13 protein-coding genes are annotated in these 14,766 nt (G+C 66.2%); 3 read left to right on the top strand and 10 right to left on the bottom strand.

Going from position 1 to position 14,766, the window contains the following annotated elements; genetic code table 11:
* Window positions 1-7 precede the first annotated feature (7 nt).
* Entirely contained in the window at window positions 8-1,564 is a 1,557-nt protein-coding gene (locus tag H928_RS0121165; protein WP_192816999.1) for a glycine betaine ABC transporter substrate-binding protein, read from the bottom strand.
* Between the two features lie 158 nt (window positions 1,565-1,722).
* On the opposite strand from H928_RS0121165, the gene queA reads away from it, so the two are divergent.
* Window positions 1,723-2,868: a tRNA preQ1(34) S-adenosylmethionine ribosyltransferase-isomerase QueA gene (gene queA / locus H928_RS29130; RefSeq protein ID WP_021028295.1), complete on the top strand. Its 1,146-nt coding sequence runs from the start codon at window positions 1,723-1,725 to the stop codon at window positions 2,866-2,868.
* Window positions 2,869-2,904: 36 nt separating this feature from the next.
* Here the strand turns inward: queA and H928_RS29125 are convergent, their stop codons facing one another.
* The 5 genes from H928_RS29125 to H928_RS0121135 all read right to left on the bottom strand — a co-directional run bounded on the left by H928_RS29125 (window position 2,905) and on the right by H928_RS0121135 (window position 7,124).
* On the bottom strand, window positions 2,905-3,252 hold the full coding sequence (locus H928_RS29125) for an FHA domain-containing protein (protein WP_148293259.1): 348 nt from the start codon (window positions 3,250-3,252) through the stop codon (window positions 2,905-2,907).
* 72 nt (window positions 3,253-3,324) lie between these two features.
* Window positions 3,325-4,080, bottom strand: a complete 756-nt coding sequence (locus tag H928_RS0121150; protein WP_021028293.1) for an ABC transporter ATP-binding protein — start codon at window positions 4,078-4,080, stop codon at window positions 3,325-3,327.
* A 15-nt stretch (window positions 4,081-4,095) separates the two neighbouring features.
* The gene (locus H928_RS0121145) at window positions 4,096-5,103 is read right to left on the bottom strand and encodes an iron chelate uptake ABC transporter family permease subunit (RefSeq protein ID WP_021028292.1); all 1,008 of its coding nucleotides are present in this window, start codon (window positions 5,101-5,103) and stop codon (window positions 4,096-4,098) included.
* 1 nt (window position 5,104) lies between these two features.
* Entirely contained in the window at window positions 5,105-6,136 is a 1,032-nt protein-coding gene (locus tag H928_RS0121140; protein WP_021028291.1) for an ABC transporter permease, read from the bottom strand.
* Window positions 6,137-6,173: 37 nt separating this feature from the next.
* Window positions 6,174-7,124 carry a siderophore ABC transporter substrate-binding protein gene (locus H928_RS0121135; RefSeq protein WP_021028290.1) on the bottom strand — a complete coding sequence of 317 codons (951 nt, stop codon included), beginning with the start codon at window positions 7,122-7,124 and terminating at the stop codon, window positions 6,174-6,176.
* A gap of 508 nt (window positions 7,125-7,632) precedes the next feature.
* Between H928_RS0121135 and H928_RS0121130 the strand changes: the two genes are divergently transcribed.
* Window positions 7,633-8,538: a DMT family transporter gene (locus H928_RS0121130; RefSeq protein ID WP_052330176.1), complete on the top strand. Its 906-nt coding sequence runs from the start codon at window positions 7,633-7,635 to the stop codon at window positions 8,536-8,538.
* Between the two features lie 83 nt (window positions 8,539-8,621).
* Here H928_RS0121130 and H928_RS0121125 read toward each other — a convergent pair whose 3' ends face one another.
* Together H928_RS0121125 and H928_RS0121120 are read right to left on the bottom strand one after the other, a co-directional pair.
* Window positions 8,622-10,223 carry a gamma-glutamyltransferase family protein gene (locus tag H928_RS0121125; protein WP_021028288.1) on the bottom strand — a complete coding sequence of 534 codons (1,602 nt, stop codon included), beginning with the start codon at window positions 10,221-10,223 and terminating at the stop codon, window positions 8,622-8,624.
* Window positions 10,224-10,297: 74 nt separating this feature from the next.
* A complete protein-coding gene (locus H928_RS0121120) occupies window positions 10,298-11,287 on the bottom strand; it encodes a tripartite tricarboxylate transporter substrate binding protein (protein WP_021028287.1) in 990 nt (329 codons plus the stop codon).
* 266 nt (window positions 11,288-11,553) lie between these two features.
* Between H928_RS0121120 and H928_RS0121115 the strand changes: the two genes are divergently transcribed.
* On the top strand, window positions 11,554-12,483 hold the full coding sequence (locus H928_RS0121115; protein WP_027011208.1) for a LysR family transcriptional regulator: 930 nt from the start codon (window positions 11,554-11,556) through the stop codon (window positions 12,481-12,483).
* Window positions 12,484-12,492: 9 nt separating this feature from the next.
* Here the strand turns inward: H928_RS0121115 and H928_RS0121110 are convergent, their stop codons facing one another.
* Both H928_RS0121110 and H928_RS29120 read right to left on the bottom strand, forming a co-directional pair.
* Window positions 12,493-13,185: a uracil-DNA glycosylase gene (locus H928_RS0121110; protein ID WP_052330173.1), complete on the bottom strand. Its 693-nt coding sequence runs from the start codon at window positions 13,183-13,185 to the stop codon at window positions 12,493-12,495.
* A 35-nt stretch (window positions 13,186-13,220) separates the two neighbouring features.
* On the bottom strand, window positions 13,221-14,766 hold a 1,546-nt coding region (locus H928_RS29120), incomplete at its 5' end, for an enterochelin esterase domain-containing protein (protein WP_021028284.1).

Raw genomic sequence — 14,766 nt, 5'->3', positions numbered from 1 at the left:
CGCAGCATCAGCGCCGCACGCGACGGCGCCGCAGATAGCGCTCCCAGAGCTCAAACACCAGCTCAGACAGCAGCGCCAACGCCGCAGCCGGCAAGGCGCCAGCCATCATCAGCGCGCTGTCGTTCAGTGCCAGACCCGTCACAATGCGCTCACCCAGGCCGCCTGCACCAATAAAGGCCGCAATCGTGGCCGTGCCAATGCCGATCGCGCAGGCGGTGCGGATACCCGCCACCACGGTGGGCATCGCAATCGGCAGCTCCACCCAGCGCATGCGCTGCGGCCGCGTCATGCCTAGGGCCGAGCCCGCGCTGCGCAAACCCGGCGATACCTCCGCGAGGCCCGCGCAGGTGTTGCTCAGAATAGGCAAGATGGAATAGGCCGTCAGCGCCACCAGCGCAGGCAGCCGCCCGATCACGCCAAACCAGGCGATCAGCACCGCCAGCAGCGCCAGCGACGGAATTGTCTGCAGCACCCCGGCAGCGCCCAGCGCCAAGGCCCGCGAGCGTGCATGCGGAAACAGCATGATGCCGGCAGGCACCGCCATCAGCGCCGCCACCCCTACCGATATGAGCACCAGCGCCAGATGCTGCGCGGTCAGCCGCCACAGATCGGGGGCGACCAGACGCGCCCACAGCCTTGAGGCAAAGCTGGGCTGTGCTGCAGCCTTCTGGTCGCTTGCCGTCGATCCCTGGGCTTGGGACGCCCCACCCGCCAGAAACTGCTTGGCAATCTCGGCAAAGCCCTGGCCCTGCAGCTCGGCCTGGGCGTTCATGCCAATCATCGCCGCTTCGCTGATCCGGCCCTGCAGCTTTTGCAAGGCCGCCCAGGCCACCGGCTTTTGCAGGGGCAGGTCCTGGCGGTAGAGCAGCAGCGCGTCATAGCGCGGGAAATAGGCCTTGTCATCCTCCAGCACCAAGAGGCCCAGGTGGTCGATCTTGGCATCGGTGGTGTAGATATCCATCACATCGATGTGCTGCTGCGTGATGGCTTCATAAGCCAGGCCATGGTCCAGCCCCTGGGGCTTGGCCTGCAAGCTATAGCGCTGGGCCAGGCCCGGCCAGCCGTCACCCCGGCCGATGAATTCGTTCGACAGGCCATAGCGCAACTCGCTGTGGCGCGCCAGATCGCCAAGCGTGCGGATGCCCAGCTCCTCGGCCTGCTTGCGGCGCATCGCCAGCGCATAGCCGTCGTTAAAGCCCAAGGGCACACCCACCGCCAGGCCCTGCGGCGCCAGCGCTTCGTTCAGCGATGCCAGGTCGCTGCCCTTGGCATGCTTGGCAATCTCCAGTGCAATGGTGCCGCTGTACTCGGCATAGACATCGATCTGGCCGGAGCGCAAGGCCTCGTAGACGATGGCGGTATTGCCCAGACCCTGGCGCACCTGGGTCTTGACGCCAGCGGCCTGGGCCTGCTGCGCCATGATCTCGGCCAGCACATAGGATTCGGTAAAGCGCTTGGAGCCCACGCGCAGCGTTTCCTCCTGCGCGGCACTGGCAGCGGGGCCCGCCAGCGCGCCCAGAACCCAGACCAGCCAGACGGTCATCAAGTGGCGAAGACGTTGCATCGGGCCACTATAGCAACTGCGCCGCCCCAGCACGTAGGAGGAGACCACCAACGCCCCCAAGCCCGCGCAGCCTGCTACGCCTCTGCGGCGGTGGCACAATCGCCCCCTTGTTTTGATCCCTGTGAGCTGCGGGTGTGTTCCGCCTGCATGAGCCAACGATGACTGCCTTCTCCGGTGCCCGCCGCACATTTCAGCTGAGCGATTTCGATTTCGAACTGCCCGAAGCACTGATTGCCCAACACCCGGCTGCCGAGCGCAGCGGCTCCCGCCTGCTGGATGCACGCGAGCCCGGCCTGGTGGACCGCCGCTTCCACGAGCTGCCCGATCTGCTGCAGGCCGGTGATCTGTTGGTCTTCAACGACACCCAGGTGATCAAGGCGCGCATCTTTGGCGAGAAATCCAGCGGCGGCAAGATCGAGCTGCTGATCGAGCGCGTGCTGCAGGACAACGAAGTCGTCGCGCACATGAAGGTCAGCAAGAAGCCGGCCGTGGGCGGCGTGCTGCACATGATGGGTGGCAAGAAGGCCGGTGGCTTTGATGCCACCTTGCTGGGCCGCTGGCCCAACGAGATGGGCGCGCTGTTCCGCCTGCGCCTGAGCGGCCCCAACGGCGAGTCGCCCTGGGAGCTGATGCAGCAGCACGGCCACATCCCCCTGCCCCCTTATATTGAGCGCGAACAGCAGACCGGCCAGGACCCCAACCAGGCCGAGGACGAGCAGCGCTACCAGACCGTGTTTGCCAAGAACCCCGGCGCCGTGGCCGCCCCCACCGCCGCGCTGCACTTTGACGAAAAGGTGCTGGCGGCGCTGGAAGCCAAGGGCGTGGAGCGCGCCAGCGTGACCTTGCATGTGGGCGCGGGCACTTTCCAGCCGGTCAAGACCGAGAACCTCAAAGACCACCAGATGCACAGCGAGTGGTACAACATTCCGCTGCCCACCCTGGCGGCGCTGGAGCGTTGCCGCCTGCGCGGTGGCCGGGTCATTGCGGTTGGCACCACCACGGTGCGCACGCTGGAATCCTGGGCCCGCACCGGCCAGCTCTCGGACGACACCAATATCTTCATCACGCCCGGCTTCCCGTTCCGCGTGGTCGACATGCTGGTCACCAACTTTCACCTGCCCAAGAGCAGCCTGATGATGCTGGTCAGCGCCTTTGCCGGCTACGAGCACATCATGGGTCTCTACCAGCACGCGATTGCGCAAGAGTACCGCTTCTTCAGCTATGGCGACTCGATGCTGCTGCAGCGCCAAAAGGAGCCGGCTGCGGCCGACGCGGCCACCGAGCAGACGCCTGCTGCGTTCTGACGACCACGGCCGGGCTCCAGCCGGGCCCAGGCCCACTCAAGCCCGGCCGCTGCCCAGCGCAGGCCCGGGCTGCCCCTGCGCGGCCGATCCCTGCAGGATATAGAGCTGGAAATCGCCGATCTGCACCACATCGCCGGCGAAGAGAATCTTGCGTTTGACCGGCACGCCGTTGACCAAGGTGCCATTGGTGCTGCCATGGTCCTCGATGGTCAGCACGCCGGCGCGCTCGCGCAGAAAAAACGCGCCGTGGCTGCGGCTCACACTGGGGTGGTCCAGCACAAAGCGGCTGCCGGGGTCGCGGCCAATGGTCGAGAAGCCCTCCTCCACGCTCCAGGTGTGCAGGCTCAGTCGCTTCTTGTCCTTGACCAGAATATCTTTTGCCATCGCAGGTGCCTTCTGTGGTTGCCGTTGCAGGGTGGCATGCGCCGCCGCCAATCTACCAAACAAAGGCGCAATTCAGAAATAGTCGCAAAAGCGCCGGCCGCCCACCTCATGCACCTGCACGGGGATTTCATAGAGGTCGCTGAGCACCTCATCGCGCACCACGACCTCGGGCGGCCCTTCGCAGTACAGCGCGCCGCCCTTCATCGCGATGATGTGGTCGGCATAGCTGGCGGCAAAGTTGATGTCGTGCAGCACCACCACCACCGTCTTGCCGGCATCCTGCACCGCCTGGCGCAGCAGCTTCATCATGCCCACGGCGTGGGCCATGTCCAGGTTGTTGAGCGGCTCGTCAAACAGGATGTAGCGCGTGTTCTGGCACAGCACCATGGCGATATAGGCGCGCTGGCGCTGGCCGCCCGAGAGCTCATCGAGAAAGCGCTCGGCCAGCGGCTGGAGCTTCAAGTAATTCAGCGCCGCATCCACATGCACGCGGTCCTCTTCGGTCAGCCGGCCCTTGGAATGCGGAAAGCGGCCAAAGGCCACCAGGTCGCGCACCGTCAGGCGCAGCGCGCTTTGGTTGTCCTGCCGCAGGATGGCCATCACGCGCGCCAGCGCATCGCTGGCGGTGGTCGTGATGTCCTGGCCCTCGATGCGCACCGAGCCCGAGGTCATCGGCATCAGCCGGCTGATGAGCGACAGTGCCGTCGATTTGCCCGCGCCGTTGGGCCCGATGATGGCGGTCAGCCGGCCTTGGGGAATGCGCAGGCTCACGTCGTGCAGCACCGTCGTGGTGCCATGGGTCTTGCGCAGCTTGTCGGTTTCAATCATGGCTGGTCACCGCGCTCAGCTCTTGGCCTTGCGCACTAAAAGATAGATAAAGGTCAGTCCGCCCAGGAACTCCACCACGATGGACAGCGAGGTGTTGAAGCCAAACAGGCGCTCGAGCACCATCTGCCCGCCCACCAGCAACAAGCCCCCCAGCAGCACCGAGCCGGCCAAGGTGTAGCGGTGCTGGTGGCTGTGCATCAGCTGGTAGGCCATATTGCTCACCAGCAGGCCAAAAAAGGTCACCGGCCCGACCAGCGCGGTCGAGATGGACACCAAAATAGCCACCACCACCAAGACGCCCATCACCGAGCGCTGGTAGTTCACCCCCAGGTTGACGGCCACCTCGCGCCCCAGCGCCAGCACATCGAGCAGATGGCGCTGGCGCCAGACCCAGACGCCCACCAGCGCAATCGCCGGCAGCGACAGCAGCAGCAAGGGCAGCGAGACGGTGTTGAAGTTCGCAAACAAGCGGTCTTGCAGCACGGTGAACTCATTGGGGTCCATCACGCGCCAGACAAAGTTATTGAGGCTGCGAAAAAAGATGCCCGCGACAATGCCCACCAGCAGCAGCAAATGCAGGTTGCTGGCCTGGCCCCGGAACAACCAGACAAAGAGGCTCGTCGACAGCAGCACCATCAGCCCCACATTCATGCCAAAGCGGGACAGCTCGGGGATCTGCATGGCCGCCACCCCCAACGTAAAGGCCAGCACCGACTGGATCAGCTGGAACAGCGCGTCAAAGCCCATCACCGCCGGCGTCAGGATGCGGTTGTTGGTCACCGTCTGGAACAGCACGGTGGAGACACCGATGGCAAAGGCCACCGTCCACATGGTTGCCAGCTTCTTGCCGCGCAAGGGCAGCACAAAGCTCCACTCGGCCTGCACCTGGCTGGTCATGAAGTAGAGGCTGGCGAGCAGCGCCAGCGCCAGCAGCAGCCACAGGCGCCGAGCCGGGGTGCCCAACCAGGACACGGGTGCCGTGGCAGGCGCCGCTGCGGCAGGCGAGGTAGACAACGTATTCATCTCAGCCCCCCATGCGCTTGCGGCGCGACAGCAGCAGCGCCAGGAACATCGCACTGCCCAGCACCCCCATCACGGTGCCGATTGGTATCTCGTACGGGGCGATCACCACGCGCCCGATCAGGTCGCAGGCCAGCGCCATCAAGGCCCCCGCCCAGGCCACCCAGAGCACCGATTTGCGCACATTGTCGCCCACCACCAGGCGCACCAGGTTGGGCACGATCAGGCCGACAAAGGGAATGATGCCGACGGTGACGATCACCGACGCGGTGACAACCGCCACCACCAGCACGCCCTGGGCCACCAGGCGCTTGTAGTTGAGCCCCAGGTTGGTGGCAAATTCCTGCCCCATGCCGGCCACCGTGAAGCGGTCTGCCGCCAGCATCGCCAGCAGCGTGATGCCCAGCGACAGCCAGAGCATCTCATAGCGGCCCTGCACGATGGCCGAGAAATCGGCCGTCATCCAGGAGCGCGCCGCCTGCATCAGGTCAAAGCGGTAGGCGATAAAAGTGGTGGCCGATTCGATCACGCCTGACAGCACCAGGCCCACCAAGGGCACGATCAGCGCCGAGCGCAGCCGTATGCGGCTGAGCACCGCCAGGAACAAGGCCGTGCCCGCCAGCGCAAACACTGCCGCCAGGCCCATCTTGCCGAACACCGGCATATCGGGCCACCACAGGATGCCGATCAGCATGCCCATACCGGCCGATTCCGCCGTGCCCATGGTCGTGGGCTCGACATAGTGGTTGCGCGCCAGCATCTGCATCAGCAGGCCGGCCACCGCCATCGCGCTGCCGGCCAGCAGCAGCGCCAGCGTGCGCGGCACGCGGCTGGCCACCAGCACCTGGGTGGCCAGGTCATCGTCGTTGTGGGAGAACAGGCGCAGCAAGGTCGTCACCGACACATCGCTGACGCCCACCAGCAGACTGACAAAGGCCAGCAACACCAGCAAGGCGATGGCTGGCAGCGCAAAAGCCAGCGGCCGCAGCGCAAGGCTGCGCCCGCCGCCTGGCGCTTTCTCAATCGTGGTCGTCATGCTGTGGCTCGCAACAGGGGCTGGCTCAGCACGCCAATCAGGCCTTGGAGAAGGCGTTGATCAGCTGCGTCACATCGTCATGCAGCGAGCCGGGGCTGGCATTGCCCAGCAGGTACCAGTTGGCCGAGTTCAGGTAGACGATCTGCTTTTTCTTGGCCGCCTTGGTGGCATTGACCAGCGGGTTGTCCAGCAGCTTGGCAGCCGATGCGCCTTCGCGGCCAATGGCGGCATCGCGGTCCAGCACAAACAGCCAGTCCGGGTTGGTCTTGAGGATGAACTCGAACGAGATCGCCTGGCCATGGCCGGCCACCTTGATGTCCTTGTTGGCGGCGGGAATGCCATAGACATCGTGCAGCATGCCAAAACGCGAGCCCGGGCCATAGGCGCTGAGCTTGCCACCATTGGTCATCACCATCAGGCCGGCGCCCTTGTTGGCCGTCAGGCCCTTGAGCTTGTCGATATCGGCCTGCATCGCGGCCATCAGGGTCTGGGCCTGGGCCTCGTTGCCTACCATCTCGCCTAGAATCTTCAAATGCTTGAAAGCGCTGGCCACCGGCTGGGTGTTGTCCACCGTCAGGTCCAAGGTCGGCGCAATCTTGGCCAGCTCGGCCACCTTGGCGGCCGAGCGGCCACCGGCGACGATCACATCGGGTTTGAGTCCCTTGACCACCTCGTAGTTGGGCTCGAACAGGCTGCCGATGCGGGTGTAGTCCTTGCTGGCGTACTGCTCCAGCACCGGCGGGAACTTCACGACCTCGGGCACGCCCTTGACCTCGGCGCCCAGTGCGCGCAGGCAGTCGAGCGCGGCCAGGTCAAACACCAGGATGGTCTTGGGCTTGACCGGAATCTGCACCGTGCCGCCCGCTTGCTGCACCGTCAGGGTCTGCTGCGCCCGGGCGGCGCCTGCCGCCCAGGGCAGGGTCACCAAGGCACCCAGTTGCAGCAGCGACTGGCGGCGGTTGACGGTGGAGCGAGCGGAGCGCGACATGGAACATCCTTTGGTCGGAAAGCCGGCAGCCCCTGCATGCACCCGACCCAAGACCGTATCGCTACTGTTTTTCTTGCGCCCGCACGCTGAGCCCCAGCGGTTGATGGAATGGAGATATCGCCTGATGCCCTCCAGCTGCTGCGCCCGGAGGCTTTACACAACTGACACATTTGCGAATCGTTCTCATTTGAATGGTAACACGCTGTTTTGTTCCCCTCGGTTCAAGGCGGGTACAAACCCGCAGAAGGATCCAGTAGCCGCCCCACTGTCCCTGATCGGACAGTGGGGCGCAAAAACTGCAGCCACAGCGCCACGCCGGGGCCCCCAGCGGACATCTGCTTTCTACAATGGAGCCACACCAAGCCAGCCCTTCGACTCCGCAGGAGACCGGCCGCCGCATGGTGCCCCTGCCCGCGTGACTCCCCCGACAGCCCCTGCCACTGCCTCTGCCCCACCCGGCAAAGGCCTGATAAGCCCCCCTGCCCTTGCCGCGGACAGCGCAGCCCGCCTGCCCGAGACGACCCGCACCCCGCCCCCGCGCCGCCCTGGTGAAGGCTCGGCCCTCACCGGCATTGTGCTGACGGTGTTTGCCTGCGCCTGTTTCTGCCTGCTCGATACTGGCTCCAAATATTCGGGGGCGCTGCTGCCGCTCTTGATGGCGTTGTGGCTGCGCTATGTATTGCAATCGGTGTTCACCGTCGGCTGGGGCGTCTACCAGTACGGCAGTGCGGCGTTTCACACCAGCCATCCGCGCTTCCAGGTGGTGCGCGCTGCGCTGTTTTGCGGCAGCAATGCCTGCGCGATGATGAGCCTGCGCTACCTGCCGCTGGCCGAGTTCACGGCCGTCGTCGCGATGACGCCGCTGGCGATGACCCTGGTGGCAGCCCTCTGGCTCAAGCAGCCCGTCAGCCCGCTGCGCTGGGTGCTGGTGGCCATGGGCTTTCTGGGCACCGTGGTCATCATCCGCCCGGGCAGCGCCAATTTCAGCGGCGGCGCGCTCATCTGGCCGGCGCTGCAGCTGGCAGCCAACACGGCTTACCAGATCGTCAGCAGCCAGATGGCAGGCAGAGAGCGGCCCGTCACCACGCAGATCTACACCAGCCTGCTGGCGCTGGTGCTGACCAGCGCCAGCCTGCCCTGGTTCTGGCAAATGCCCAGCACCACCGCCCTGTGGCTGGCGGCGCTCGCCATGGGCGTGGGCAGCACCATTGGCCACCTGATGCTGCTCAAGGCCTATGAGCATGCCAAGCCGGCCACGATATCGCCCTTTCTCTACAGCCAGATCCCCTTTGCCGTGTTCTCGGGCTGGCTGCTGTACGGCCATATCCCCGACCACTGGGCGGTGCTGGGCATGGTCGCGATTGCACTGGGCGGCGCGCTCAGCGCCTGGCTGTCGGTGCGCGAATCACGTTAATGCCTGCAGCCACATAGAGACTCAAAAAAGCGCCACCGAAACCCGTCCGGTGGCGCCCTGGCTGTGTTGGTTCCGCTTGCGGGTCAGTAAGCGACTGCCTGGCCGTCCTTGCGCGGATCGGAGCCGGCCGCATAGTGCCCGCCCTCGCGCACAATCAGCTGCGCACCGCCAAAGGCGAACACGCCATGGCCTTCTTCGATGCTCACTTCATGGCCCAGCGCGCGCAATGCGGCAATCACCTGCGGGTCAAAGCCCAGCTCGACGGAGACCTGGTTGCCACCGGTTACGCGCCAGCGCGGTGCATCTGCAGCGGCTTGCGGGTTCTGGCCATAGCGCAGCACGCGCACGGCCATCTGCACATGGCCCTGGCTTTGCATCGGGCCGCCCATCACGCCAAAGGCCATCTGGGGTGTGCCATCGGCATGCATAGCAAAGGCAGGAATGATGGTGTGCGAAGGGCGCTTGCCCGGTGCCACCTGGTTGGCGTGGCCCGCCTCGGTGGTAAATCCCGCCCCCCGGTTTTGCAGGCTGATGCCGGTGCCCGGCACGACCACGCCCGAGCCAAAACCCATGTAGTTGGACTGGATGAAGGACACCATCATGCCGCTCTCGTCGCAGGCCGTCAGGTAGACCGTGCCGCCCGGCTTGGGCGCGCCATAGCGGGCAACGCTGGCCTTGCTGCGGTCAATCAGCTGGGCGCGCTCGGCCAGGTAGGCCGGGTTCAGCAGGTCTTGCTGGGGGTGGACACGCATATGGTCGATATCGGCGTTGTACTGGGCCAGGTCGGCCAGCGCCAGCTTCATCGCCTCGATCTGCAGGTGCACGGTCTCGGCGCTGTCCAGCGGCTGGTCGCCCATGCCGATGGCATCGAGCAGGCCCAGCGCGATCAGCGCGGCAATGCCCTGGCCATTGGGCGGAATCTCATGCACCACCGAGTCGCCAAAGGGCTGGGCCACCGTGCCCACCCAGTCGCAGCGGTGGGCGGCCAGGTCCTCGGCCGTCATCACGCCGCCGTTGGCCTGGCTGTGCGCCGCCATCTTTTGCGCCAGCGCACCCCGGTAAAAGGATTCACCCAGGGTCTCGGCGATCTCTTCCAGGGTGCGGGCATGGGCCTCGCTTTGGAACCAGCTGCCCGCCTGCGGAGCCTGGCCGCCCGGCGCAAAGCATTCCTTGAAACCGGGCTGGTCGCCCAGCTTGGCCAGGCCCAGTGCCCAGAGCTTGGCAATCGTGGGCGATACCGCAAAGCCGTGGCGCGCATAGTCGATCGCCGGTTGCGCCACCTGCGCAAAAGGCAGCTTGCCAAAGCGCTTGGACAGCTCCACCCAGCCCGAGACCACGCCGGGCACGGTGACCGCATTCCAGCCTTTTTCCGGGATACCGCCGAGCTTGTCAAAGTATTCCGGCGTCCAGCCCGCTGGCGCGCGGCCCGAGGCGTTCAGGCCATGCAGCTCCTGGCCGTCCCAGACAATCGCGAAGGCATCGCTGCCAATGCCGCAGCCCGTGGGCTCCACCACCGTCAAGGTCATCGCCGCGGCCAGCGCCGCATCCACCGCATTGCCGCCTGCTTGCAGCATGCGCAGGCCCGCTTGCGCGGCCAGTGGTTGCGAGGTGCTCACCACATTGCGGCCCAGGATGGGCGAGCGCTGCGAGGCATAGGGCTGGGCCCAGTCTTTCACGGTGGTCATGTCTTGTCTTTCTGAATGCAATCGGGAGGGCAGCCGGGGCGGCAACGACCGCCCCGGTCTGGTGGTGGCAAGGCTTATTCGAGCGTGATGTGGTTGTCCTGGATCACCTTGGCCCAGCGGGCGCTGTCGGCCTTGACCAAGTCCGCAAACTGCGCAGGCGTACCGGGCTTGGCCACATCGGCGCCCAGCTTGGCCAGGCTGGCCACCACATCGGGATTTTGCATGGCCTTGTTGAAGGCGGCATTGATCTTGGCGGTCAGCTCGGGCTTCAGGCCCGCAGGCGCATAGACGCCAAACCAGGTCACCGACGAATAGCCGGGCAGGCCCGATTCGGCCACCGTGGGCAGCTGGGGCGCAAGCTGGGTGCGCTCGGCGCTGGTCACCGCCAGCGCACGCAGGCGGCCGCTGGCCACATGGGGCATGCCGGTGGGGATGGAGTCAAACAGCAGATGCACCTGGCCGGTGGCCAGATCGCTGATCGACTGGGCCGTGCCCTTGTAGGGCACATGGGTCAGGGTGATGCCCGCCTGGGCCGCAAAGGCAGCGGTGTTCAGGTGCACGATGGTGCCATTGCCGCTGGTGGCGTAGTTCAGCTTGCCGGGGTTGGCCTTGGCATAGCTGATCAGCTCCTGCACGGTCTTGACCGGCAGCGAGTTGGTGACCAGCAGCACGCTGGCCGCATCGGCCACATGGGCGATCGGTGTGAAGTCCTTGTCCGCACGGTAGGCCAGCTTGGGCATCAGGTGCGGCGAGATCGCATGGGTGCTGCTGGTGGTGAACAGCAGGGTGTAGCCGTCAGCGCTGGCCTTGGCAGCCTCGGCCGTGCCGATAGTGCCGCCCGCCCCCGGGCGGTTGTCGATCACCAGCGACTGGCCCAGCTCCTGCGACACCTTTTGCGCCACGACACGGGCCACCAGATCGGTCGCGCCACTGGGCGGAAAGGGCACGATGACGCGGATAGCGCGCTCAGGCCATGTGCCGCCCTGCGCAGCGGCAAACGGGGACAGCACAGCCAGCGCCGTGCCAGCCACCAGGCCGGCGAGCAGTGGCCGGCGGCCAGGCATGCGAGAGAAAAGAGAAGAGGTAGTTGGCATGGTGGTAAGCGTGTTGCAAAACATCTGCGAAGCACTCTGCGCTTGTGGCGCGGGCCAGAACAACCGGTTCTTTGCGCCCATGGCGGGTGTGCCATGCGCGCTGGGGCAAAGGCGCCTGCGTGAAGCCTTGCATATTAAAAGCCTGTGACAGCAGGCACCACCACCGATTTGGCAAGGTAGGTTTGCCGATGCGGCAATGGGTTTATGCTTGGACCATTCATTTGCGCAATACCACCATGCCCAACCGCCCGCCTACCCATCTGCAGGACACCGCGCTGCGCTACTTCCACGAGGTGGTGCAATGCGGCTCGGTCAGCGCTGCATCCCTGCGCCTGCATGTGGCCAGCTCGGCCGTCAGCCGCCAGATCAGCGGGCTGGAGGCCCACCTGGGCACGGCACTGTTCGAGCGCCATGCGCGGGGCATGCAGCCCACGGCGGCCGGGCAGATCCTGGCCGAGCTAGCGCGCCGCATCAGCCTCGATGCCGAGCAGGCCATCGATGCCATCCATGCGCTCGACAGCCTGCGCGCCGGTCTGGTGCGCATCGCCACCTCGGATGCCTTTGCCAATGAGCTGCTGCCCCAGGCCTGCGTGGCTTTTGCGCGCCGCCACCCGGGCCTCAGGTTTGAGGTGAGCATGGTGCCGACATTGCAGGTCTCGGCCAAGCTGCTGGCCGGCGAGGCCGATATTGGCCTGCGATTCAGCATCTCGCCGCTCAAGAACATTGCCGTGGTGCACCGCCAAAGCGCGCCGGTGCTGGCGGTGTTGCCGCCCGGCCATGTGCTGGCAAGCCAGGCATCGCTCACCCTGGCCGAGCTGGCCCGGCATCCGCTCGCCTTGCCGCCGGCCGAGACAGCGATCCGCCAGATGATCGACCTGGCCTGCAGCCGCCAGGGCCTGCAGCTGGACCCGGTGCTGACGACCAACCATGCCAAGACCTTGCTCAATTTTGCGCTGCATGGCGGGGGCGTGACCGTCTCCAGCGAAGTGGGGGTTCGCCATATGCTGGCAGCGGGCAGCCTGGTGGCCCGCCCCTTGACCGATGCCGGCCTGGACCTGCGCGATATCGAGGTGCAAACCCTGGCGGGCCGCCAGCTGCCCGCCGCCGCCCAGGCCTTTTTGGGGCTGCTGGTGCAGGAGCTGCAGGCGCTGCCGGGCCCGCGCTAAAACAGGTTCTTACAGACCCAGCTGCTTGCGAAACGCCTGCGCCTGGCTGAAGTGCCCATTGCCGATAAAGGGCACCGGTGGGCGCAGCGCCGACAGCGGCGAGGGGTGGTTGCTGGTCAGCACCAGGTGGCCCCGGTCCTGCGGGATCAGCACGCGCTTGCTTTGCGCATGGCTGCCCCAGAGCATGAAGACCACCGGCTTGTCGCCCTCGGCCACCTGGCGGATCAGCGCATCGGTGAGCAGCTCCCAGCCCTTGCCACTGTGGCTGGCGGCCTGGCCTTCTTCCACCGTCAAACAGGTGTTGAGCAGCAGCACGCCATGGGTGGCCCATTTGACCAGGCTACCGCCTGGATCGGGGAAAGGCGGAAAAGGCACGCCCAGGTCGCGCTGCATCTCCTTGAAGATGTTCTGCAGCGATGGCGGCAGGCGCACACCGGAGGCCACGGAAAAAGCCAAACCCTCGGCCTGGCCGCGCCCGTGGTAGGGGTCCTGCCCCAGGATGACCACGCGCACGCTCTCGGGCGGGGTCAGGCGCAGAGCGCGCAGCGGCTCGGGCGGGAAGACCACCGCGCCTTCGTCCAGGCGCTGCTGCAGGTACTGCGACAGCTGCTGGCCCTTGGGGCTTGCAAAGAATTGGTCCACCGTGGCTTGCCAGCCGGCAGCCACCTGGTGGTCATGGAGCGCTTCAGATGTCAGTTGCATGCCCGCATTGTGCACGCTGCGCGGGCGCCTCTGCGTTATCGCCCTTGGCAGGCTGCTTGTTGCCTGGGCAGTGCTGCGGGGTTGAGCAGCGCCACCAGGCCGCAGGCGATCGATCCCTGCCAGTGCACATAGTCGTGGCCGGTGCTGTGCTCCCGCTGGGTCACGCGGTAGCCCTGGGCGCGCAGCACATCGCCCAGCTCGCGGCTGGTTTCCAGAATGCCAGCTTGGCCGCCGCGTGCGCTTTCGTAGAGGCCCGCATCCAGGTAAAAGCGGACGTCCTTGCGGGGCGCTGCCGCCCACCAGCGCGCCATCGCATTGGGCGCTTCAGCCTCCGGCGCCCACCAGTAGGAGCCCGACAGGCTCAGCACATTGCCAAAGCGCTCCGGATGGCGCAGCGCCATATAGCTCGATGCCAGCCCGCCATAGCTGGAGCCGGCAATCACCGTGCGCGCAGCGGGCACATCCAGCCCTTGCGTGGCCAGCCAGGGCATCAGCTGCAGGCCCATGAAATCGGCAAACGCCGGGTTGGGCGGCAGCTCGGTATTGCGCAGCTCGCTGCTGGCATTGGCCACCAGCACCACGGCCGTGGCCGGGATCAAGCCCTGCGCCTGCAGCCGCTCGGTGATCTGCGGCGTGGGCACCTGGCGCAGATAGGCATGGGCATCGAACAGCACCAGCAAGGCGCGCTGCTCCGGGGCGGCCTGGGCCCAGCCGGCAGGGCGATAAATCCAGACATCACGGCCATGGCCCAAGGCCGCCGAATGCAGCCAGTGGCGCTGTAGATCGCCCGGCAACGGCCCGTTGGCCGGCTGCGACCAGGGCTGCGCCGGCGCATCGGGCAGCTGCAGTACCGAGCGGCCCTGGTATTGGTCCACCGCTGCAGCGCCCTCGTCCGACGCGGCCCAGCTGCGCGGGTTCAAGGGGTCGCGCTGCAAGGTGGCCAGAATACTGCGGCGCTGCTCGATGGCCGTGCCTTCGATGTTGGGCACATCGGGCGCCATGCCATAGCTCAGGCGCGCATCGCTGGGCATCACAAAGCTGCTCCACCAGACATCCGAGTTGCCCAGGCGCTGCAGCGATTCATGGTTGCCCGAGGGGCTGCCAAACAGGCGCACGCTGTGCTGCGCGCCCCGCCACAAAAAGGTGACCAGCCGCTTCTTGTCGCTCCAGGGCTCCACCAAGGGCGTGCCGCGCTGGGCCATCTCTTGCCAGAATGCATCGCTGCTGCCGCCACCTTCCAGGTCGCGCGCCAGGGCCTGCAGGCGCGGGCTTTGCAGCGGCTGGTTGGGCAAGGCCACCGACTGGTCGGCGCGCGGGACCCAGGCGCGTTGGATCTCCAGGCGGTAATGCCCGGCAGTCGCCTGCGCGGGCAGCTGGCCGGCCTCGGCGTTGCTGCTGGCATAGGCCACTGCCGGCTGGGCATTCCAGTGCAGCAACAGCTGGTCGCCCGCCTGGGCCTGCCAGGTAAAGCCCTCCCCCACACCATCGCTGCGCAGCAGGCGGCGCAGATGCCGGCCTGCCGCATCTTGCAGATCCAGCTGCACACCGCTGCCATCCACCTCCGCACGCACCACGCTGCCG

It is taken from the genome of Comamonas sp. B-9, from assembly GCF_000410635.1.
Taxonomy (GTDB): Bacteria; Pseudomonadota; Gammaproteobacteria; order Burkholderiales; family Burkholderiaceae_C; genus Comamonas.
The sequence above is the reverse complement of the archived record's forward strand: the minus strand, read 5'-3'. Positions and strand labels throughout refer to the sequence as shown.

What these genes read in the sequence shown, in the direction of transcription:
- H928_RS0121120 (WP_021028287.1), bottom strand. Translation starts at nt 11,287, where the DNA reads ATGCCTGGCCGCCGGCCACTGCTCGCCGGCCTGGTGGCTGGCACGGCG.
- H928_RS0121150 (WP_021028293.1), bottom strand. Translation starts at nt 4,080, where the DNA reads ATGATTGAAACCGACAAGCTGCGCAAGACCCATGGCACCACGACGGTG.
- queA (WP_021028295.1), top strand. Translation starts at nt 1,723, where the DNA reads ATGACTGCCTTCTCCGGTGCCCGCCGCACATTTCAGCTGAGCGATTTC.
- H928_RS0121165 (WP_192816999.1), bottom strand. Translation starts at nt 1,564, where the DNA reads ATGCAACGTCTTCGCCACTTGATGACCGTCTGGCTGGTCTGGGTTCTG.
- H928_RS0121125 (WP_021028288.1), bottom strand. Translation starts at nt 10,223, where the DNA reads ATGACCACCGTGAAAGACTGGGCCCAGCCCTATGCCTCGCAGCGCTCG.
- H928_RS0121135 (WP_021028290.1), bottom strand. Translation starts at nt 7,124, where the DNA reads ATGTCGCGCTCCGCTCGCTCCACCGTCAACCGCCGCCAGTCGCTGCTG.
- H928_RS29125 (WP_148293259.1), bottom strand. Translation starts at nt 3,252, where the DNA reads ATGGCAAAAGATATTCTGGTCAAGGACAAGAAGCGACTGAGCCTGCAC.
- H928_RS0121115 (WP_027011208.1), top strand. Translation starts at nt 11,554, where the DNA reads ATGCCCAACCGCCCGCCTACCCATCTGCAGGACACCGCGCTGCGCTAC.
- H928_RS0121110 (WP_052330173.1), bottom strand. Translation starts at nt 13,185, where the DNA reads ATGCAACTGACATCTGAAGCGCTCCATGACCACCAGGTGGCTGCCGGC.
- H928_RS0121140 (WP_021028291.1), bottom strand. Translation starts at nt 6,136, where the DNA reads ATGACGACCACGATTGAGAAAGCGCCAGGCGGCGGGCGCAGCCTTGCG.
- H928_RS0121145 (WP_021028292.1), bottom strand. Translation starts at nt 5,103, where the DNA reads ATGAATACGTTGTCTACCTCGCCTGCCGCAGCGGCGCCTGCCACGGCA.